General features: G+C 58.4%; 13 protein-coding genes. 5 read left to right on the top strand and 8 right to left on the bottom strand.

Going from position 1 to position 21,237, the window contains the following annotated elements; all coding sequences use genetic code 11:
• Nucleotides 1-1,377: P-loop ATPase, Sll1717 family (locus AD928_RS03145; protein WP_209436650.1), on the top strand; the 1,377-nt coding region annotated here is incomplete at its 5' end.
• A gap of 190 nt (nt 1,378-1,567) precedes the next feature.
• On the opposite strand, the gene AD928_RS03140 is transcribed toward AD928_RS03145, so the two are convergent.
• The 6 genes from AD928_RS03140 to AD928_RS03115 form a co-directional block, all read right to left on the bottom strand.
• On the bottom strand, nt 1,568-2,722 hold the full coding sequence (locus AD928_RS03140) for an energy transducer TonB (RefSeq protein ID WP_062248194.1): 1,155 nt from the start codon (nt 2,720-2,722) through the stop codon (nt 1,568-1,570).
• A 97-nt stretch (nt 2,723-2,819) separates the two neighbouring features.
• Nucleotides 2,820-4,391 carry a c-type cytochrome gene (locus AD928_RS03135; RefSeq protein WP_082779708.1) on the bottom strand — a complete coding sequence of 524 codons (1,572 nt, stop codon included), beginning with the start codon at nt 4,389-4,391 and terminating at the stop codon, nt 2,820-2,822.
• Complete coding sequence (locus AD928_RS03130) at nt 4,388-6,169, bottom strand: GMC family oxidoreductase (protein WP_062248193.1); 1,782 nt, start codon at nt 6,167-6,169, stop codon at nt 4,388-4,390. The genes AD928_RS03135 and AD928_RS03130 overlap by 4 nt, the downstream gene beginning before the upstream one ends.
• On the bottom strand, nt 6,162-7,046 hold the full coding sequence (locus AD928_RS03125) for a gluconate 2-dehydrogenase subunit 3 family protein (RefSeq protein WP_233419915.1): 885 nt from the start codon (nt 7,044-7,046) through the stop codon (nt 6,162-6,164). Before AD928_RS03125 ends, AD928_RS03130 begins: the two co-directional genes overlap by 8 nt.
• Before the next feature lie 235 nt (nt 7,047-7,281).
• The gene (locus tag AD928_RS03120) at nt 7,282-9,384 is read right to left on the bottom strand and encodes a M13 family metallopeptidase (protein WP_062248191.1); all 2,103 of its coding nucleotides are present in this window, start codon (nt 9,382-9,384) and stop codon (nt 7,282-7,284) included.
• Between the two features lie 625 nt (nt 9,385-10,009).
• The gene (locus AD928_RS03115) at nt 10,010-10,948 is read right to left on the bottom strand and encodes a transporter (protein WP_082779707.1); all 939 of its coding nucleotides are present in this window, start codon (nt 10,946-10,948) and stop codon (nt 10,010-10,012) included.
• Between the two features lie 296 nt (nt 10,949-11,244).
• On the opposite strand from AD928_RS03115, the gene AD928_RS03110 reads away from it, so the two are divergent.
• From AD928_RS03110 to proP, 4 genes are all read left to right on the top strand, one after another.
• Nucleotides 11,245-13,692, top strand: coding sequence for a membrane-bound PQQ-dependent dehydrogenase, glucose/quinate/shikimate family (locus AD928_RS03110; protein ID WP_062248189.1), 2,448 nt, complete (start codon nt 11,245-11,247; stop codon nt 13,690-13,692).
• Between the two features lie 249 nt (nt 13,693-13,941).
• A complete protein-coding gene (locus AD928_RS03105) occupies nt 13,942-14,886 on the top strand; it encodes a 2-hydroxyacid dehydrogenase (protein WP_062248187.1) in 945 nt (314 codons plus the stop codon).
• A gap of 279 nt (nt 14,887-15,165) precedes the next feature.
• Complete coding sequence (locus AD928_RS03100; RefSeq protein WP_233419914.1) at nt 15,166-17,463, top strand: TonB-dependent receptor; 2,298 nt, start codon at nt 15,166-15,168, stop codon at nt 17,461-17,463.
• 137 nt (nt 17,464-17,600) lie between these two features.
• Nucleotides 17,601-19,055, top strand: coding sequence for a glycine betaine/L-proline transporter ProP (proP, locus tag AD928_RS03095; RefSeq protein ID WP_062143005.1), 1,455 nt, complete (start codon nt 17,601-17,603; stop codon nt 19,053-19,055).
• A 12-nt stretch (nt 19,056-19,067) separates the two neighbouring features.
• On the opposite strand, the gene AD928_RS03090 is transcribed toward proP, so the two are convergent.
• On the bottom strand, nt 19,068-19,943 hold the full coding sequence (locus tag AD928_RS03090; protein ID WP_062248197.1) for a TIGR03915 family putative DNA repair protein: 876 nt from the start codon (nt 19,941-19,943) through the stop codon (nt 19,068-19,070).
• A gap of 16 nt (nt 19,944-19,959) precedes the next feature.
• Nucleotides 19,960-21,189, bottom strand: coding sequence for a putative DNA modification/repair radical SAM protein (locus tag AD928_RS03085; RefSeq protein ID WP_062143064.1), 1,230 nt, complete (start codon nt 21,187-21,189; stop codon nt 19,960-19,962).
• Nucleotides 21,190-21,237 lie beyond the last annotated feature (48 nt).

The raw sequence follows: 21,237 nt of genomic DNA, 5'->3' as shown, positions 1-21,237 counted from the left end.
AGCGAATTTCCAAAAGGGCTCTTAGGTATGATTCTCGTTGGAGAGCGAGGGTCTGGCAAAACTGCATCTCTATATGACTTGTCTAGGAGTGTAGAAAAAGAATGGATATTAATTGATGTAAATGATTTTACAGATATAGCAATATCTTATTCTGAAACGGAAATATATAAGTTAATCATTAGTAGCGCGTCAGAAGAAATACTAAAAAAAGTTCTTGAAAATCCGAAAAAGATAAAGAAACTTGATGACAAAGATAAAATTCTTTTATCTTATCTTTATGAAAATTTCACAAGCATAACAACAAAATCAGAAATAAAAAGAGTTATAGAAAAAATACAAAATTCTCCTATAAAAAGATTTAATTATTTTATATATGGTATAATAAAAAAACCAGCTAATTTGTTCCTAACTGCGAGTCAGAATTTTGTTTCTGAATTAATTTCTAATGCAATTGGAGCTCATAATTCAAAATTAGATTTGTCAAAAATAAAAGAATATTTTCAAGATATATTTTTAAAGCAAGATTCTAATTATGTTAACGTGAAAAACTCTATATATACGTTGAAAAAAATATCTGAATTAATAAACAAAATTGGATATACTCGCTTAATAATTATGATTGACAAATTGGATGAAGATTCCCGTCTTGGCGGTGATGCAGAAAAAATATCTGATTTTATTAAAGGTATTCTTCAAGAAACCAAACTTCATATTTCTGATTCTGTGCAAATAATAACATCAATATGGAAAATACCATATGACATGGTAAAAAATAAATACAATATAAGAACACAGAAAATGAATGTAGAACATATAATGTGGGAAATTAACGATTTAGAAAATGCTCTAAACAAAAGAATGGGGTATTTTTCTGGAGAAAAAATTAATAATTACAGGTATATTTTTGACAAAAATGTAGATGATAGTCTGTATAAAAAGATATTTTCATTATCAAATAAAAACCCTCGTGATCTCTGGCATCTTTTTGATAGAATCATAAGGAAACAATATTCTATAAATAACAATTCTACAAAAATAACATCGCAGGCTATTAATGATGGAATTTTAGATTTCGTCAAAACGTTTGATTATTTTGAATATTACCCAAGGAAAGAGGGGGTTCGAGATAATGCAATGGATGTGTATTCATATATACATCACCTTCTGCGTGTAAAATCTGTTAAGTTCACGCGAAACCAATTGAGCACTAAATCGGGTGTAAGCGGTGGGTCTGCCAATAATTATGTAAGCGGTATGGAAAAAATAGGTCTTATTTCATCCATAGGCCAAGAAAATGGATCCATTATGTATGAAGTACAAGATCCAAAAGTAATATTCGCTATCGAAAATGATATCGATATATCAAAGGTTAGCTAGATATTTTATCCCCAGAAGTGAAGGATGTTCAGCTAGCATTATGCCAGAAATCACAAGGACCTGTTTGGGAGCGTCAGTTTTTACTCTTCTGCCAAAACTGACGCTCTTGCAAGAGTAGAGAGGCGGGAAAATAGTATTTCTAGTCGTGGAAAATTTATGACTAGAAGACTACATTTCCCGTCTCGCGCCTTCAATGCCTAATCAAAATATAATTAATCGTCAGATCAATATCAAAATGGTTGCCCTTCATATCCGGGGGGACAGGCGGGAGCTGGGAGCCGCGGAACATGCCGGAGGTCGCGGCATCCAGATAGTAGGAGCCGGCTGAACCTGTCTGATAGACGGACTTCACGCGGCCCGTGCGGTCCAGCACCACATGCACGGAGGAACTGCCTTCTTCCCCGTTTCGGGCGGCCTCTTCCGGGTAGTACATGTGGCGCTGAATCCACTCGTTAATCTGCTCACCATAATCATCGCTCACACCCCGCACAGAGGTGCGGGAGGTGTAGTGCGCGTTAATCTGGCCGTTCTCCACCACGGGGCCAACGGAAAGGTCAATCGGGCCGCCAGAACCACCCGGTCTGCCGTGGCGGGAGCGGCGCGGGGCCGGGGCCTCGTTGAAGGAGAGGTCCATTGGGTTATCAAACGGGGAGGCCGCGTGGCGGCTGGGCGTCTGGGATGGGCGGGCGTGCGTCGTGGGGCGCGGCACCGCATGCGCCTGCGGCTTGTGGCCGGAGGGCGGGTGCGCGGCCTTCACCGGTTTGGGCGGCTGCGGCACGGATTTGGTCAGCCCGTCATCCGCTTCCGGCAGCGGCGGAGTGGCCGGCGTTTCTTCTGAGGGCACGGTGGGGGAGGGCGGCCCTTCCGCCGGGGTCGGTTCAGCCTGTCCCGCCTTGCTGGGGGCCTTGCCGGAGTTGCCGCCACCGGCCTCGTCAGAATGCGGGCCGACCATGCCGCTGGTGGATTCCGGCTGCGCGAAGACCATTTCCACTGGCGAGGGCTGCTGGCCATCCGGTGTGCCATGCGGCTGATGGTGCGCGGCCTGCCACAGCAGGGCCCCCAGCAGCAGGAAATGCGCCAGGGCAGAGGCCGTCAGCACCGGGCCTATGGTGGGCTCGGCGTAAACTTCCCGGCGGATAATTGGCGTGGAGGTGCCTTTTACGCGGCGATAGCCGGAAGCCGGGCGGGCGACGGGCGTGGGGGAGGCGGTCAGCCGGTCCCGTTCACCATCCTGCGGGGCAGGTGGCGGCGTGGCAGCGCGTGCGGTGCCGGATGCGGAAGGGGGAACCAGTCGTGGTTCCTGCCCGTCCCGCCTGCGCGAAGAAGGGCTGAGCTTCGCCGTCATGAAGTGCCGGATCTCTCCTCCGCAAAAACCGTGCCAGTGGCTGACCGGTTGAAGCGGCTATTTTGCCATTGCTTCTGCATTGTTGCCACCCTGAATCCTAATTTGCCTTCATAGCAGGCTGCGGGGCGCTGTGTAATGCATCTTCTGGCGGCAGGTGGCCTGTGGGAACCGGGCCTGTTGCGGGCTTTGATGTGTCCTGCGAGACATCCTGTTCCGGTGCCCTGGGGGCGGAGCCGGGCTGCGCCGGGGCCGGGTCAATCGGGGTGGGCGGCGCGCTCTGCATGGTGGAGGGTGTCAGCCGCTTGCGCAGATGGGCCACATCCACATCGCTGACGGCAGAGGCATCATTCCCCCATGCGTGGCGGATAAAGGTGACGACAGCCGCCACCTGCGCATCACTCAGCCGCTTGCCAAAGCCCGGCATGGTAAAGGCGGAGGGTGCTGCCTGCGTGCCATGCAGGGTGGCACCCGTCAGAACGATATGAATAAGGGAGTCCGGCGCGGCATTCATCACCACCGGATTGCCCGCCAGCGGGGGGAAGGCCGGGGCGTAGCCTGCGCCGGTGCTGCGGTGGCAGGCGGCGCAGTTATCCAGATAGAGCCGCTGCCCCTTTGTCAGCTTGCCGCCTGCGCGGAGGGCGCGCGTGGCGGCCGGGTCTGTCTGCCAGTTTTGTTCTGCGCCATTGGCAGCGGGCAGGGCCTTAAGGTAGCGGGCCATGGCTGCCAGATCATCATCCGTCAGATATTGCGTGCCGTGATGCACCGCCGTGTCCATGTTGCCAAAGGCGCTGCCCCGCATGTTCCGGCCCGTGCGCAGGAAGGCGGTCAGATCCGCCACGCTCCATGCGCCCAGACCCGTGCGGGGGTCTTCGCGCAGAGAGGGCGGGGTCCAGCCATCTACTGCCGCACCGCCTGCCAGATACTGCGGGCCGTCCTGTGCCGTCAGCGCGGTTTCCTGCATGGCGAGGCCGCGTTTGGTGTGGCACGCGCCGCAGTGGCCGGGGCCTTCCACCAGATACGCGCCCCGCGCCAGTTCCGGGGTGGGGAAGCTGCGCTCGGCTGATTTTCGGGCTGCATCAGGTGAGGGCGCAAACACCCACCGCCACACCGTCAGCGGAAAGCGCATGGAAAGCGGCCACGGGATGCCATTAGGTCGCACGGCCTGCGCCACCGGCTGCACGCCATGCATGAAGTAGGCATACAGCGCGTGCAGATCCTCGTCCGTCATGCGGGCGTAGGAGGGGAAGGGCATGGCCGGGTACAGCGCTGCCCCATCAGGCCGCACGCCTTCCCGAATGGCGCGGATAAACTGCGCTTCCGTCCAGTTGCCAATGCCGTTGGTTTTATCCGGCGTAATGTTGGAAGAATACAGCGTACCAATAGGCAACTGGAACGCATACCCCCCGGCAAAAGAAGCGGAGCCGGGCACGGTATGGCACGCCGCGCAGTCCGCTGCTGCGGCGACGTAGCGGCCTTTGGTAATCAGATCCTGAGCGTTCGTGCTCGTGGAAGCGCCTGCGCTGGTGTCTGAGCCAGTGTCAGCGCCTGAGGGGGCAGACGGTGCTGCCGCCGCAAAAACCGGAGTGGCGAGGATTGTGGCAAGTGCCAGACCAGACAAAAGAGATTCAGAAAAGCTTTTGCTCTTACGCTGGTTTGCAAAACGGCTCATAGCGCCACCAGTGGGCCGCCATTGCCCTTTAGCCATTGGGTGCGGATATGGTGGGCGGACCAGTAGGCGAGGGCGGCGACCAGCCCCGTGGGGTTGTAGCCCATGCCCTGCGGGAAGGCATTGGCCCCCACGACGAACACGTTCGGCACGTCCCAGCTTTGCAAATAGCGGTTGAGGGCTGAGGTTTTCGGGTCCTCCCCCATCACGGCACCGCCGCACAGATGCGTGGTCTGATAGTCCCGCACGTCAAACGGTTTGCCCGGCTCCCGCATGCCGTAATGGGCATCCTGCGCGCCAAGGGCTTTCACCACGTTGGCAAGCTGGCTGATGACGTAGCGGTTCATGCGGATGTCGTTATCTTTCCAGTCAAACGTCATGCGCAGCATGGGCTGGCCGTAGCTGGTGCGCCATGTGGGGTCGAGGTCCAGATACACATCGCGGTAGGCCATGTTGGAGCCTTGCGCATTGATGGTGAAGGAGTGGCGATACGTATCAATCGCCGCCTTTTTCCATGCACTGCCCCAGCGCGGCGCGCCCGGTGTGGAGGCTTTGGCCCCGGCAATGGGTTTCACCCCGGCCTGATTGACCCACAACGGCGAGCCACCAATAAAGCCGAGCGGCCCGTGGTCAAAATTGTCGCTGTTGAAATCATCTATCGCAACACCGCCAGCGGAGCCGATAAACTGGTCCGTGCTGCGGGTGGGCGGCATCCAGACGGTGCTGTTGGTGATGTTCTGATAGGTAAAGTTGCGGCCCACCGTGCCCGTGTTGCTTGCAGGATCATACGCTTTGCCAATACCGGAAAGCAGCATGAGGTGGACGTTATGGAACTGGAAGGCCGCCAGAATAACCAGCCCGGCAGGCTGGGTAATGTGGTTGCCCTCGGCATCCTGATAGACAACACCTGTGGCTTTCTTGCCTGTGGAGTCCAGCAGCACTTTCAAGACATGCGCGTTGCTGCGGAGCGTGAAGTTTTCATGCCGCCGGAGGGCGGGCATGATGTTCACGTTGGGTGACGCCTTGGCATACATGTAACAGGCATAATCGCTGCAATAGCCACAAAAGTTACACGGCCCCATCTGCGCGCCATACGGGTTTGTATAAGGCTGGGACGCATTGGCGGCGGGCATGGCGTAGGGGTGATACCCGGCCTCTGTCGCGGCATGGCGGAACAGGTGCGCGGTATAAACGTCTTTCAGCGGCGGCAGCGGGAAGTCATCCGAGCGGTCAGGTGCAAAAATGTTGCCCTTGCCAGTCGCTTTGCCATTGACCGTATACGCTTCACCCGATGTGCCGAAGACTTTTTCCGCTTTATCAAAAAACGGTTCCAGTTCCGTATACGTCACGCCGTAATCCTGAAGGTTCATGCCTTCGGGGATAAACTTCCGGCCATAGCGTTCAATAACATGACTGCGCAGGCGGAGGTCCTGCGGCGGCGCGCGGAAATGCACGCCCGTCCAGTGCAGCCCTGCACCACCTACACCGGCACCCGGCAGGAACGCCGCCAGCCGACGATACGGCACAGCTTCCTGATCCGAGCGATTGCGGACTGTCACAGTCGTTTGCGCCGGGTTCTGGAACAGCTTGTAACGGACAGCCCCTTCCAGCTCATCCAGGGAGGACGGATACGCGCCATCCCGTGCCGTGGAACGGCGTTTACCGCGTTCCAGCATGACGACGGAAAGGCCTGCCTCGCACATCTCCTTGGCCATGATGCTGCCAGCCCAGCCGCTGCCAACCACCACAACATCCACGGGGGGAAGAGTTTTTTCAGCCATGGTCCGCAGTCTCCCCGGCAATGGAAACGGGGCCGTAGGGGTAGGGGGTGTCATACCGGTCTACCCAGTCCATGTAATCACCCCGCGCACCGGGGAAGCCCATCATCAGCCAGCCCGCCATGTGGCGGTTGCCGCCGTGGAGGGGGTCGGCAAAGGCTCCCTCGATCGTGTCGGACCGGAGTTGTTCAAAAAAGGTGGCAGCGGGGAGGGCGTCAAACTGCGTGGCGTTCTGTTCCAGCGCGGTCAGAATACTGTCCTGCACCTCTGGCGCAAGGGTTTCAAACGCGGCCTGATGGGTCTGTTTTACCCATGCGATCACGCCTGCCAGTCCCACTTTATAAATTTGCTGCGGGCTGTAGGGGAGCTGATAGCCCAGATTGGCCGGGGCATCCGGGCGGTGCGGGCCTTGCATGTACCACAATTCCCCACGGCCCCACGGGGTGTCCATCTGCCCATCAATAAAGTGCGGCACGCCCAGTGCGATAGCCCCCGGTCCCTGCGCATCCGCCGGGAAAATCCGCTCACACGCCGCGCTCAGCAAGGCAAATTCCGCCGGGCTGAAAAAGCGTGGGGTGTTGGGCTGGATGGGCGGAGCTGGATGTGTGGACGGGGCGGTTCCCGGTGCAGCGTGGTCCGCTGCCGCCTGCGCGTCAGCGGGGGCAACCACCGTGCCCAATGCCAGCGCGGCGGCTCCGGTGCCCAGACCCTGCACCACATGGCGGCGGGTGGGAGGGCATAGAGTTGTGGCTGGTTCTGGGGGCTCGGCACTCTGTTGTGCGGGGTGGGTCTGGGCAGGGCTGGCCGGAGCGGCATGGGTATGCGGTGGCTGCTCGGTCTGCGGCGCTGCGGGATAAAGGCGGTTCGGCATGTCAGGCATCGGCGGCTCTTTTTCGTGGACGGGGGATGACCTCAGTCGGTCCCCGGCCCCGCTCCAGCAGCTCTGTTGCGTGACCGTTCTTTCTCCATGGTTAGCGGACCGGGGGCGCAGAAACAAGGTTACGCCCCCGGTCTGGCATGCCCGGAGCGGCGGATGCAGGCGGCCTGAGCCCAAAAAAAGGGCGGCTCCCCGTAAGGTGCCGCCCCCTTTCTGCTCGTGCTTAAAAGCTGGTTTATTACCAGATTTTCACGCGCTGCTTCGGCGTCAGATACAGGGCCTGACCCGGTTTGACATCCCATGCCTTATACCAGGCATCAATGTTGTGCATCGGGATGTTCACACGCGCTTCCGGCGGGGAGTGCGGGTCGGTCACGATCAGGTTTTTGACCGTGTCGTCACGCAGCTTCTCGCGCCAGACCTGTGCCCAGCCGAGGAACACGCGCTGGTCACCCGTCAGGCCATCAATAACCGGAGCAGGCTGACCGCCCAGAGAGGCATGATACGCATCCAGAGCCAACGTCAGGCCACCAAGGTCAGCAATGTTCTCGCCCATGGTCAGCTTGCCGTTGACGTGCACGCCCGGCAGCACTTCAAATGCATCGTACTGCGCACCGAGGCGATCAGCCAGCTTCTGGAAGCGGGCGGCATCGGCCTTGGTCCACCAGTCACGCAGGCGGCCATGTTCGTCAAACTGGCGGCCTTCATCATCGAAGGAGTGGGTCATTTCATGACCAATCACCCCGCCAATGGCCCCGTAGTTCACGGCGGCGTCGGCCTGCGGGTTGAAGAACGGCGGCTGCAGGATGGCGGCGGGGAACACAACCTGATCAAACAGCGGGTTGTTGTAGGCGTTCACCGTCTGGGGCGTCATGTCCCATTCGTTCCGGTCCACCGGCTTGTCCAGACGGGCCAGCCAGTAATCCCACTCAAACGCAATGCCGTTTTTGGCGTTGCCGTAGACATCACCCTTGGTGACGTTCAGGGTGGAGTAGTCGCGCCATTCGTTCGGGTAGCCGACCTGAACTTCAAAGTTTTCCAGCTTGCGCAGGGCGGCTTCCCGCGTTTCCTTGCTCATCCATGTGTTGTGCTGGAGGCGGATGCGGAAGGCGTCCTTCAGGTCCCCCGTCAGCTTCTGCATGGCGGTGCGGTTTTCTGCGGGGAAGTAGCGCTCCACATAGACCTTGCCCAGCGCCATGCCCATGGCGGCACTGGTAGCCTGCACGCCACGCTTCCAGCGCACGGGCAGAGCCGGCTGGCCGGACAGGGCTTTGTTGAACGTAAAGCGGGCCTGCACGAAGGCGTCCGGCAGGTAGGTGGTGGCGTTTTCTACCGTATGGAACGCCTGCCATGCCTGAAGCAGGCCGATATCTGCGGTGGCGAGAATGGCGGCTTCACCCGTAATGGCCGTGGGTTCACCCACAATCACGGTGCGGTTTTCAAGCCCGTCCGTCGGCAGGCCAGCGGCGGTCAGCCAGGCAACCCAGTCAAAGCCCGGAGCGGCTTTGGCCAGCGCGGCCACCGTCATCGGGTTGTAGGTTTTCTGCGGGTCGCGCAGGTCGGTGCGGGCCCAGTGGACTTCGGCCAGTTTGGTTTCAAACGCCACAATGGCGGCAGCGGCGTTTGCTGGTTCCGGCCATTTGATCAGCGTGAGCGCCTGCGTGATGTAGGTCTGATAGGCGGCGCGCTTGGCGGCGAATTCCGGCTTCAGATAATAGTCACGGTCCGGCAGGCCCAGCCCGGCCTGATCCACGTCCAGCGCGTAGCGGGTCGGGTCCTTGGCGTCCGGGTTGATGCCCAGAGAGAACGGGGACGTCATGAAGTTGGTGGACGCAGAACCGGAGAGCGTTGCAAACGCTTTGGCGTCGCGCATCTTCAGGATGCTGTCCAGATCGCCCTTCATGGGCTTCGTGCCCTGCTTCTCGATGGATTTTTCATCCATGAAGGAGGCGTAGAAGGTGCCCAGCTTTTCCTCAATGCTCCTGGGGTGCTTGACCGGGTGAGCGGAGAGGTCGTTCAGGATGCTCTGCACCCGCGTGCGGGAGAGTTCAGCCAGCGCGTTGAACGGGCCATAGCTGGTCATGTCTGACGGAATGGTCAGGTGATCCAGATAGGTGCCGTTGGCGTATTTGAAGAAGTCGTTGCCCGGCTTTTCTGCGGTGTCACGCCCGGCAAGATCGACACCCCATGTGCCAAAGGAGGCCGGGGGCACAGCCGTGGGAGCTGCGGCCTGCGGGGCGGTGTCTGCACGGGCAACGCCTGCAACGCTGCTCAGGCCGAGGCCGGCAGACAGAAGCAGAGCCACACGACGTGACAATTTGGCATGACGGCGAACTGTCATGAAATCTTCCTATATCCTGGTCGGGGGCGGGAACTGAAGCTCCTCCCCCGTCGTTTTGTGGAACAGACTGTTCCGGTGTGGGGATAAAAGCATGCCATGCCGGAAATGCCTACCCTGCGGAATGAATTGGCTTTCCGGGGCCAGAGCCGGTCCGGAGGGGCTTTTTCTGAGCGGTTGCAGCCAGCGGGAAGGGGGGGCGGATGGCCTCATGCTTCCGGGTGGAGGCGCAACTGAAGGGGTGCGCGCCCATTGTGCCGGGGTGCGGAATGGTGGGTGCGGTCTGTCTGTCAGAACCTTAACGCCCCTGATGCGTGCGGTCGGGATCGGCGCGGTGCACAACACGGTGCAAAGCAGGTGGTGAGGAAGAGAGATGCGTCGTGCAGAAAAGGAAACGGGCGGAGCTTTAGAGCGCGCTGAGGGATAGGGGATAGATTAGGGGGAGAGCGGAGTCGTCTCTTGAGGCGGATAGATTTCGTGAAACATAAAAGTTTTCACTGAGGGTTTTAAATTCAACAATGCTGAATTTTTTGTCCGGATAGAGAGAAGCTGTGTCTGAATTCTTTTTTGAAAACAGTAGCTTGCTCGGTGGGGTCTTACGGGAATTTCGAGTGGTTCCCTGAGATTTTCACCAGAGATAAACGAATTTCATGTAGTAGGCGTTGGTTTCCGGCGTATTCCGGCCTTCCACGCTGTGGGAATAACGCGTTGTCAGGCTGATGTTTTTGGTCAGCGTGAACATGGCGCCCACCCCCATGGCGACCTCCCGGCTGCTGGAATTATCAATCCAGTTCTGCACGGTGCGGTCCCGCGTGCCGGCGGTATTCTGCCAGTCAAACGCCAGGAAGGGTTCAACCACGCGGTGGGCTTTCCAGCTGAAGCGCAGGTTGCTGTGGAATGTTGTGCCGGGTGTGTAACTATGTTGCCCATCAACGTGTTTTGTCATGTTGACGATGGCGCCAAGATCACCATCAAAGCTGAAATGCTTCCATTCATAGTCAAAAATGAAGCTGGAGAGGTTGGACCAGTAATGGGTGGCAAGGGCGTCCCGCGTGCCGCTGGGGGTTTGTAAAAAGGTCTGAATCCCGAAGGTGCTGTGTTTATTGGGCTTGAACCACACCGCCGGGCCGCTGATGGTGCCGCCAAGCCCGCCATAATTGGTGCCGTTGGCCAGCGTGTAGGATTCGGTCTGGATGACTTCAAACGCAAAGCCGACATGGGGGAGGGCGTCAAAACTCCTGAAATGCACGTATTTTGTCATGCCTGCCCAGGTGTGGCTGCCGCCCTGCGCCTTGCGTGCGCCCTGGCTGTTATAGGTCGATCCGGCCGCATTGCCGTCCCCATACTGGACCAGAACATTAAAAGGCTTGAAATCGACCGGAAGATCGTATTCATGCGGGCCGATAATAGCCAGAGGAATATCCGCCGCCTTCGCGGTGGAGACACCGGAGAGCCCCGCCAGAATCGTAAAGAACGCAGCCTGACGAATAGGAAAAATATCCGTTGGGCACAGGATTTTGCGCGGGGAGAGAGGGCTGAAAAGGGCGAACAATACGGAGCGGGGCATAACGGACTGATACTTTTTAATTGGCAACGGTTTCAAACACATCCTACACAGCGCGGCCTGCGCTTATGGCCAGCGTAGTGGAACGTCGCATCCACTAATGAAGATGTTTAGGAAGGACAGCGTATCACGAACAGGTGATCATTTTATAAATCACACAAAAGTTATTTAAAGCTTGTCTGAATGAATGATCAGTAGCAAGGGACAGTGAGACGCTGACAGAAAAGGAAAAGGAACAGGGTATCATAAAGATTTTGGTAAAATTCTGTCGTTAATGCATAAAAAATTGTGAGGTTAAAATGAAGCCGACCTTAACGAGGTCATTAGGGCTTATAACCGGTGTAGCGCTTGCGTTGGTGGGGCTATACCTCGTCATCGCAGGCGGGCAGCTCGCGTTCCTTGGCGGTTCGCTGTTCTACCTGTTTGCCGGTCTTGTCCTGATTGTAACGGGCGTTCTTGGCCTTGTGCGGCCAAAGACGGCACCGCTTGTTTATGCCGCCCTTATGCTGGTGACCCTTGTGTGGGCGCTGGCCGAAACGGGCCTGAACATCTGGGGTCTTGAAGTTCGTCTTATCACCTTCCTGGTGTTTGGTGTGTGGCTGCTGGTTCCGGCTGTATGGGCAACAGGCCGCGGCTGGATGGCGGATAAAGCAGCCCTTCTGGGCAGCGTTGCCGTAACCGGCGTCGTGCTGCTGGCAAGCTGCTTTACGTCCTATTCCATCAACGGCACCCTGTCCCCCGAGCGTATGGCCGCGAGTGACCCGACTGCCGAGACCGATAACAACATCGCCAATGCTGACTGGCATTATTACGGTCGCACGGCGCATGGGGACCGGTATTCTCCGCTGAGCCAGATCACCCCGCAGAACGTCTCTCACCTGAAGCTGGCCTGGCAGACGCAGACGGGTGACACCGCCCGCGCGGGTGAAGCCGCTGTGGCTGGCCCGGATCAGGGGCATGAGTTCAACCTTGAGGTGACCCCCATCAAGGTGGATGACACCTTGTATATGTGTACGCCCCACAGCTGGATTGTGGCCATGGACGCCGCAACCGGTAAGATCAAATGGACGTATGACCCGCATCCCGACAAAAAGGATGTGGCGGCAAACGTGTATCTGGCCTGCCGTGGCGTGTCCTATTATCAGGCCCCGGAAGGCGCTCAGACCTCCTGCCCGAAGCGCATTTTCTCCCCCACGGCCGATGTGCGTCTGGTGGCTGTGAATGCGGAAACCGGCAAGCCGTGTGATGATTTTGGCGAGCACGGGTCCATTTCCCTGCGCACCTATCTGGGCAATGTGCCGCTTGGCTTCCACTTCGTCACCTCTCCGCCGCTGGTTGTGAAAGACCGCGTGGTTCTGGGTGGCTGGGTGATGGATAACCAGGCCAACTTTGAACCCTCTGGTGCTGTCCGTGCGTTTGACCCGATGACGGGTGAACTGGCATGGGCCTGGGATGCTGGCCACACGCCGGAAAACTGGAAGCCCGGCCCGAATGACGAGCTGACGCGTGACACCCCCAACGCATGGGGCGTGTATACGGCAGATCCGGAACTCGGCCTGCTCTACATCCCCACGGGGAACTCCCCGCCGGATAACTGGGGTGGCACACGTCGCCCGTTTGACGAAGCAACCTCCAGCGCCACCATTGCTCTGGATATTGAAACCGGCGAACGCAAATGGACCTTCCAGACCGTGCACCACGATCTGTGGGACATGGACATTCCGGCTGGTCCGTCTCTGGTTGATCTGCCCGGCCCGAATGGCGAAAACATTCCCGCACTGGTGCAGGCAACCAAACGTGGCGAATTCTTCGTGCTCGACCGCCGCACCGGCCAGCCTGTTCCGGGCTACCCGGTTGAAGAAAAGCCGGTTCCGACAGCTGGTATTGCACCGGATGACCATGTGTCTCCCACCCAGCCGTACCCGGTTGCCATGCCCTCTCTCACCCCGCCGGATCTGAAAGAAACGGACATGTGGGGGGCAACGCTGCTGGATCAGCTCATCTGCCGTATCCAGTATAAATCCTCCGCGTATGAAGGGCAGTTTACGCCCCCGCACGTTGGGAAAACCACCATTGTTTATCCGGCCTTCTACGGCGTAGTGGACTGGCAGGGTGCAACGGTTGACCCGGTTCGTAAGGTTCTGCTTGCCAATGCCAGCTACCTGCCGTTCCGCATCAAGCTGGACCACCGCACCGGACTGGAACAGAGCGGCGCTCTGCCCAAATGGAATGGTGACGGCAATGAACCCACACCCAAGGGGAACGCTCTGGCTATCTCGCCGGATTACGGCACCCCGTATGTGGCCTACACCAACCCCTGGCTGAACCCGCTGCAGATCCCCTGTAAGGGACCTGTCTGGGGCACCATGACGGCGATTGACCTGGTGACGAAGAAAATCATCTGGCAGCACCCGATTGGCACCACGCGTGATACCGGGCCTTTCCGCACCCACAACAACCTGCCGCTGCCCACGGGTATGTATAATATTGGCGGTAGCGTTGTGACCAAGGGCGGCATGGTCTTTATCGGCGCAACGGCAGATGACTATCTGCGCGGGATTGACCTTGCCACGGGTAAGGTGATCTGGCGTGACCGTCTGCCCGCTGGTGGTCAGGCAACGCCGATGTCCTACTCCGTTAATGGCAAGCAGTATGTGCTGATTGCCGCCGGTGGGCACGGTGGCCTTGGCACCCGCTCTGGTGACTACATCCGCGCTTATGCGCTGGATGACGCCGCCGCAAAATAACGCGGTAGGTCTGGCAGTCTTTTAAAGGACTGCCAGCCTTTCCGGGCGGTTTGAAAAGCCGGTTCCGACCTTTTACGAGGTTGGGGCCGGCTTTTTTTATGGAGTTTTTTGCACGTTGCCTCTGGCGTGGCAGGTCAGTTGTATGATCCCATGAAAAGCGACGTGAATGCGCCTTATAGTGTCGCGCCGGACCAGTATGGCGATGTGCGGTGGATGGCATAAAGGTCTGGCAGAAGGGGAGTGCAAAACATGGTGTGTCTGGTCATCAAACAGGGAGGCCCCGCAGCACTTCCTGAATGGAAAGCCCTGTTCGCCCGCCTCATGCCCCGGCTTGCGGTGCGGGACTGGGATGACCCGACGGTGGACCCCGCCCATGTGGATTACGCGCTGGTCTGGAAGCCCGAGCCGGGGCGGCTGGCAAAAATGGTCAATCTGAAAGCCATTCTGAGTGCCGCCGTGGGTGTGGACCATATTACCTGTGACCCGACATGGCCTAAAAACGTGCCGCTGATCCGCATGGGCGGGGAAGAGCCCGTCCTGCAGATGGAAGATTACGTGCTGTGGGCCGTCTTTTCCATTTTGCGTGATGCAGCCACCTGGCGCGTGGGCCAGCAGGATAAGGTCTGGACGCGGCAGACTGGACCAGCCCGAACCTCTGCCGAGATGAAGGTGGGGGTGATGGGCCTTGGCAGCCTTGGCGCTCCAGTGGCCATGCGGCTGGCGCGTGCGGGTTTTCAGGTGTCTGGCTGGGCGCGGCATGCCAAAACGCTGGAGGGTGTGACCTGTTACGCAGGCACCAAAGGCCTGAGCGGCTTTCTGCATGCGTGTGACACACTGGTCTGCCTGCTGCCGGAAACGCCCGAGACCACCGGCATGGTGACGTATGATGTGCTGGCCCAGCTTCGCAAGCCAGCCGGGTTGATTAATGTGGGGCGTGGCCCGCTGGTGGTGGAAGCCGATCTGCTGCGGGCCTTGAATGACGGCACACTGCATACGGCCGTGCTGGATGTGTTTGACAAGGAACCCCTGCCTGCGTCCTCGCCGTTGTGGACGCATCCGCGTGTCATCATCACCCCGCACGCGGCAGCGGATTCCTCGCGTCCGGCGCGGGCGGCGTATGTGGCGTCTGTTATGGAGACGCTGGAGCAGGGGAAGGATGTGCCCCTGCGGTATGATCCCGCAAAAGGCTATTAAGGCTTCCGCTCTGAGGTGACGCCTTTATGTGACTGTTGCGCGAAAAGAGAGCCTGAACGTCATTCCATGCTTGCAAGAGCGGGGGAGCAGCCTTCATACGGAGGCTGTTTTTCAGGGTGACTAAAGCTGGCCACCCGCGTTGCATTCTCTGACAGGCCTGAGGGGGCGGAGGGCTGGCTCCGTCTCTTCGTGCCGGGTTCAGGATCATGAAGGAGTGGTCTTATTTTCTACCGTGGTCAAAAAGCTGTCTCCCGCCGTAAAGCGGGCGTAACCAGACGGATGAGCAGGCTCAGCACGGCGCTGACCATGGTGGGGATGATGCCTGTCTGGTGCGCTGCGGCGCAGGCTGAAGGGGCTGCGTCTCATGGTAAGGCCCATCGTGCAGGCCCGGTTCGGCACGCCAGCACGGCAAAGCCCGGCCCGGTGATGGCGCGGCAGACAACGGCGGTGGATGTCAGTGCGCGGCGGCATGATTTTGCGTATCAGGAAGCCCAGCATATCCCGGACGCTACCACGCGCATTACGGCGGAGCGATTGACGGAACGGGGCGTGGTCACGCTGCGCGGGCTGGAACGGGTAGCCCCCAACCTGACCATTCAGAGCATTAACGGCACGGCTTCCACCAATTTCTATCTGCGCGGGGTGGGGTTTAATGACTTCACGCAGAACAACATGGCCCCCGTGCTGACCTATGTGGATGACGTCGCCTTCCCCTATTCCTCCATGACCAGCGGCATGATGTTTGACCTCGCCGGGGCGAGTGTAACCCCCGGCCCGGTGGGCACGGAACACGGGCAGTCTGACACGGCCGGGGAAGTGCATCTGCACACCAATGACCCCACGGACGCATGGCATTTTGGCGCGACGGAGGACATTGCCTCCTATGCCCGCAGCCGCAGCGAGGCGTATGTCTCCGGCCCGCTGGCGCGTGGGCTGAGCTTCCGTCTGGCCGGGCAGACCCAGCATGGCGGCGGCTGGCAGACCAACCCGCTGAATGGCGACCATCTGGGGGATGCGGACCTCTGGGCTTTGCGCGGCAAATTGCGCTGGAAGCCGGATGCGCACACGACCATTCTGCTGGGCGGACATTTTACGCAGGATAACAGCGAGGTTGTAACGGCGGTGCCCGTGCATCGGCTGATCGGCACGCAGCCTCTGCCGGATATGGCATCCTGGCAGCAGGCGGAGTGGTCGTCGCGCCCGGAATTTGCAAAACTGATTGGCCGTAAGGCAGGGATCAAGCCGAGTGAACATAACCAGTTCTGGGGTGCGGACCTGCATATCGACCATGATTTCGGACCACTGACCGTCAGTGCCATCAGCGCGTTCGAGACGGAACGGCAGGGCGAATATACTGATCAGGACGGCACCGCACTCTCGCAGGCAGATACGTATCGCACGATTGATGCCAATACATTCACGCAGGAACTCCGGCTCCATTCCTCCAACACGCAGGACAAGCTGCAATGGGTGGTGGGCGCGCATTATCAGCGCACGCGGATGAACCAGCGGTTCTTCTTTGATTATACAGACTACACGCCTGCACGCGGCTATATGATGGCGACCAATTTTGGTCTGAATCACGAAAGTCTCTCAGAATTCGGGCATGTGAGCTATCGCCTGCCGCATGGCGTGATGATCTGGGGCGGTCTGCTGCATGAACGGGATGAACGCTCTATCACGGGTCTGAAATCTCAGATTTTTGCTGGTGCAACCACGAATTTTCACGGTGAGAGCACCACGTCTGACCAGTTTGCCGGGCAGGTTGGCGTCTCCTGGCAGATGCTCCAGCATGCGCTCGTCTATTATAAAATGAGCAAGGGCTTCAAACCCGGCGGCTTTACCGCCAACAATACCCAGATTCAGGCACAGCTTGACCCCTTCAAGCCGGAAACTGTCCTGACGTATGAAGTTGGTTTTAAGTCCGACCCCATTCCGGACAAGCTGCGCATCAATGGTGCTGCGTTTTACAACGATTTTCACAATCAGCAGATTCTGGGCACGGTGCTGATTCCCAATTACGGACCGCTGAGCGAAATTACAAACGCTCCCAAATCCGAAAGCTGGGGGTTTGAGGGCACTATTGAGGCGCATCCGTTCAGCCATTTGCATCTCACGCAAAATCTTGGCTGGCAGCGGGGGAATTTTCAGGATTTCCCGACGGTGAACCGCGCCAAGACCAACGCCTATTACGCGCAGCATGGTGTGTGGAAAGCCATTAACGATAATTTTAGCGGGGTGGATAACGGCCAGCCCAAGCTGACGCTGAATGGCTCGGCAGAGTGGCGGCAACCGTTGGCGCGCGCTTATACGCTGGAGTTCGGGCCGGACTGGCAGTATCGTGGCAGTCAGGCCATAACACCGGGCGGCACCGGGTTTTACCGCCTGCCGCCGTATTTCCTGCTGGGAGCGCATGTGTCCTTTCGCTCCGCTTCCGGGCGGTGGGAAGCCACGGTGTATGCCCGCAATATCCTCAACCGCCGTTTTGCGGAAAGCGGCGGGCAGGCGACGACGACCTACTTCTACATCCCCGGAGAACCGCGCTTTATTGGGGGACGGATTTCCTGCGCGTATTAAGGCTGGGTGTCCCATTTTTCGACATGCCACGCATGGCTGTGTATTCATGTGGGCATGACACAGGAAGATAGTGACAGATTCACCCTAAAATCCCCTCGTAAACAAGACCTGCAAACAGGCGGAGGGGTTTGTTTCTCATGAGCGACCAGCACGACTCTCACGCGCATTTCGGCTGGTTCAAGCGCCGAAAACACCTGACGACCGACGATATTACGGTTGTCGATACCGATATGCTCAAGCGGGCCGTGGGGGCCGCGGCGCTGGGCAACGCGATGGAATGGTTCGATTTTGGTGTGTACGGTTATATTGCCGTCACGCTGGGGAAGGTGTTTTTCCCCTCATCAGACCCGACCCTCCAGCTGATTGCCACCTTCGCGACGTTCACGGTGGCCTTTCTGGTCCGCCCCATTGGCGGCGCGGTGTTCGGCCCGATGGGGGACCGGTACGGGCGGCAGAAACTGCTGGCTGTTACCATGATCATGATGGCGCTGGGCACGTTCTGCATTGGCCTGATTCCGTCTTATGGGCATATTGGCGTGTGGTCGCCCATCCTGCTGCTGCTGGCGCGTCTGGTGCAGGGCTTTTCCACCGGCGGGGAATATGGCGGAGCCGCGACGTTTATTGCCGAATATTCCACGGACCGAAATCGCGGCCTGATGGGCAGCTGGCTCGAGTTCGGGACATTGGCGGGCTACATTGCCGGGGCCGGGGCAGTGATGACGCTCCAGTTCTCGCTGAGTGACGCCGATATGGTCAGCTGGGGCTGGCGCATCCCGTTCCTGATTGCCGGACCGCTGGGCTTGATTGGCCTCTATATGCGCACCCGGCTGGAAGAAACCCCAGCCTTTCAGGCCTATGCCGCAGAAGCCGAAAAGCGCGAGCATGAAAAGCCGGGCTGGCGTGACCTGCTGACGGTCCACTGGCGGCAGTTGCTTAAATGTATCGGGCTGGTGCTGGTCTTCAACGTGACCGACTATATGCTGCTCACCTACATCCCCAGCTATATGACGGTCACGCTCAACTACCCTGAAAGCAAGGGGCTGCTGCTCATCATTCTGGTGATGGTGCTGATGATGCCGCTGAATGTTCTGGGTGGCTATTTCAGTGACCGTCTGGGCCGTCGCCCGATGGTCATTAGTGCATGTGTGGCGCTTGTGGTGCTGGCTATTCCGAGCCTGCACCTTATCCGCAGCGGGAATGACATCGAGATTTTTGGCGGTCTGATGCTGCTGGGGCTGGCGCTGGTCTGTTTTACCAGTTCCATGCCCTCCACACTGCCGGCTCTGTTTTACACGCCGGTGCGCTATACAGCGCTTTCAGTGGCGTTTAACGTCTCGGTTTCCCTGTTTGGGGGCACCACACCGCTGGTAACGGCCTGGCTGGTGAAGCGGACCGGCATGCTGGATATGCCCGCATGGTATCTGATGGGGGCCGCACTCATTGGCGCGCTCACCATGCTGACGGTGCGGGAAACGGCCCGCCTGCCGCTGCGTGGCTCTCCCCCCGCTGTGGGGAGTGATGATGAGGCCGAACGGCTGATGAACGGCAAGCAACGCCTGACAGTAGACCCCACGCCGCCCTCTGTGCCCTGAGGCGGACGATCCTCATCCCTCGCGGTGAAGGCGCCGCGGGGGAGGACCCTCGGCAGAGGCCCGGCGCTCCTGTAATTTGTGGTGAAACGCCGGGGCCGGGCGGGGTTGTTGCGCGGCCATGGCGGCAACGCGGGCCGGTGCATCGGCCAGCATTTGCGGAATAAGCTGCGTTTCCGGCAGGTTTTTCCAGTATTTGCGTGGCATTTCAGACAGCATGGCTTTGGTCTTGATGCGGGCCGGGTTGAAGGTTGAGACGTAATAGGTCTGCCAGAGCTGGTCGATATCATCTGACAATTTGGGTTTGGCGCAGGGCGTGGGGCTAAAGGCGCAGGTCTCGCCATTCCATGCCAGAGACCCTTTTGGGGTGAGGATCACCCAGTCCATATCCACAAATCGCTTTGAAAAAAACGGGGCCACGCTGGGCAACACGTAATGGTCCGGCTCAAACCATGCGTAAAAGGACCGGCGGCCGTTCTGTGCCTCGCCATGTTCACGGAAGCGCACATAGGCCGTCATTTTATGCGTATCTTCCCGCACCTGTTTGTGCATGTGCAGAGCGCGGGCAATGTCCGGGTCTGTGGCGATGCTGGCGAGCGCCGGTTCCGTCTGCGCGCGCCAGAGAATGCGGTAGGCGAGGGCAAAGCGCGTCTGGTCTGCATGGCGCAGAATGGAGCGCAGCAGAGCGAGGCACTTGCTCCGCAAAACAGGCGGCGGTGCCCCGTTTTTGGGCGTGGGGGCGACCAGCGGCGTATCAAACAGCGTGGTTTCTGCCGAGGCACAGCGCCATTCAATTTCTTCCGGGGCGCGGTCGGCCAGAAAGCACTGGCGCGCCAGCGGCCGCCATGCGGAAAAAGAGGTGTGGTCGTCGAGGATAAAACCGTAGGCCATGATCAGAAAACGCGTTTCAGAAAAGAGCAAGTTGCTGAGGTTGCGGCACAAAAAGCTGCCGGAGGTTCTGCTGTTCCGCCAGCCTGCCGGGGGACCAGCCAGTGGCGTAGAGGAAAGGTTTGACCTTACGGATGGAGACTTTCAGCTTTGCGAGGTCTTCCAGCCGCAACTGCCGGTGGCGGCGCGCCGCTACAATGGCCTGCACGGAACGCACGCCTAAGCCCGGCACTCGGAGCAGCATTTCCTTCGGTGCGCGGTTGAGGTCGATGGGGAACATCGCGCGGTTGGCCAGCGCCCAGGCCAGCTTGGGGTCCAGCTCAAGGTCCAGCATGCCATCGGGGCGGCTTGCCGTGATTTCTGAAAACTGGAAGCCGTAAAAGCGGAAAAGCCAGTCGGCCTGATACAGCCGATGCTCGCGCAACAACGGCGGGGCTTTGACGGGCAGAATGGCCGAGGCATCCGGAATGGGGCTGAAGGCCGAGTAATAGACGCGCCGCAGCCTGTAACCCGTGTAAAGCGAGGAACTGCTGGAGAGAATATCCCGGTCCGTTGCCTGATCGGCCCCGACGATCATCTGCGTGCTCTGGCCACCCGGAGCAAAGCGCGGGGCTTTGCGGCCCGTCAGGGTGCGGTCTTTTGCGGCGTCGATATGCGTGCGCATCTCGCCCATGGAGTGGCGGATTTCTGACGCATGTTTTTGCGGAGCGTAGTCCGCCAGCCCACGCTCGGTCGGCATTTCCACATTGATGGAAAGCCGGTCCGCATACAGCCCGGCTTCCGCCAGCAAGGCGGGGGAGGCGTTGGGAATAGTCTTGAGGTGGATATAACCGCGGAACTTGTGCGTCTGCCGCAACTCCCGCGCCACGCGCACCATCTGGCTCATGGTGTCATCTGACGTGCGGATAATGCCGGAGGAGAGAAACAGCCCCTCAATATAGTTCCGCCGGTAAAATTCCAGCGTCAGCCAGATGACCTCATCGGGCGTGAACCGCGCGCGCGGCACGTTGGAGGAGGAGCGGTTGATGCAGTAGGCGCAGTCGTAAATGCAGAAGTTGGTCAGCAGGATTTTCAGCAGGGAAATGCACCGACCATCCGGGGTAAAGGCATGGCAGATGCCGTTGCTGACGGACCCCAGCCCTTTGCTGGCCGCAGAATCCCGTTTGCCTGCGCCGCTGGAGGAGCAGGAGGCATCATATTTGGCGGCATCGGAGAGCAGGGCCAGACGGTCAGACAAGCTTTGCTTCATGGTGTTCATGTTATGTTCTTGTGTGGGGCATTGCAAGAGATCTCTTGC

The sequence above is a fragment of the Acetobacter cerevisiae genome (genome assembly GCF_001580535.1).
GTDB classification, from domain to species: Bacteria; Pseudomonadota; Alphaproteobacteria; order Acetobacterales; family Acetobacteraceae; genus Acetobacter; species Acetobacter cerevisiae.
Note: the sequence above shows the minus strand (reverse complement) of the source record. Positions and strands in the feature narration are given on the sequence as shown.

Bases quoted from the DNA above. Each gene is read 5' to 3' on its own strand.
- proP (WP_062143005.1), top strand. From the start codon at position 17,601: ATGAGCGACCAGCACGACTCTCACGCGCATTTCGGCTGGTTCAAGCGC.
- AD928_RS03090 (WP_062248197.1), bottom strand. From the start codon at position 19,943: ATGGCCTACGGTTTTATCCTCGACGACCACACCTCTTTTTCCGCATGG.
- AD928_RS03105 (WP_062248187.1), top strand. From the start codon at position 13,942: ATGGTGTGTCTGGTCATCAAACAGGGAGGCCCCGCAGCACTTCCTGAA.
- AD928_RS03135 (WP_082779708.1), bottom strand. From the start codon at position 4,391: ATGAGCCGTTTTGCAAACCAGCGTAAGAGCAAAAGCTTTTCTGAATCT.
- AD928_RS03115 (WP_082779707.1), bottom strand. From the start codon at position 10,948: ATGCCCCGCTCCGTATTGTTCGCCCTTTTCAGCCCTCTCTCCCCGCGC.
- AD928_RS03130 (WP_062248193.1), bottom strand. From the start codon at position 6,169: ATGGCTGAAAAAACTCTTCCCCCCGTGGATGTTGTGGTGGTTGGCAGC.
- AD928_RS03085 (WP_062143064.1), bottom strand. From the start codon at position 21,189: ATGAAGCAAAGCTTGTCTGACCGTCTGGCCCTGCTCTCCGATGCCGCC.
- AD928_RS03120 (WP_062248191.1), bottom strand. From the start codon at position 9,384: ATGACAGTTCGCCGTCATGCCAAATTGTCACGTCGTGTGGCTCTGCTT.
- AD928_RS03110 (WP_062248189.1), top strand. From the start codon at position 11,245: ATGAAGCCGACCTTAACGAGGTCATTAGGGCTTATAACCGGTGTAGCG.
- AD928_RS03100 (WP_233419914.1), top strand. From the start codon at position 15,166: ATGAGCAGGCTCAGCACGGCGCTGACCATGGTGGGGATGATGCCTGTC.
- AD928_RS03125 (WP_233419915.1), bottom strand. From the start codon at position 7,046: ATGCCTGACATGCCGAACCGCCTTTATCCCGCAGCGCCGCAGACCGAG.
- AD928_RS03140 (WP_062248194.1), bottom strand. From the start codon at position 2,722: ATGACGGCGAAGCTCAGCCCTTCTTCGCGCAGGCGGGACGGGCAGGAA.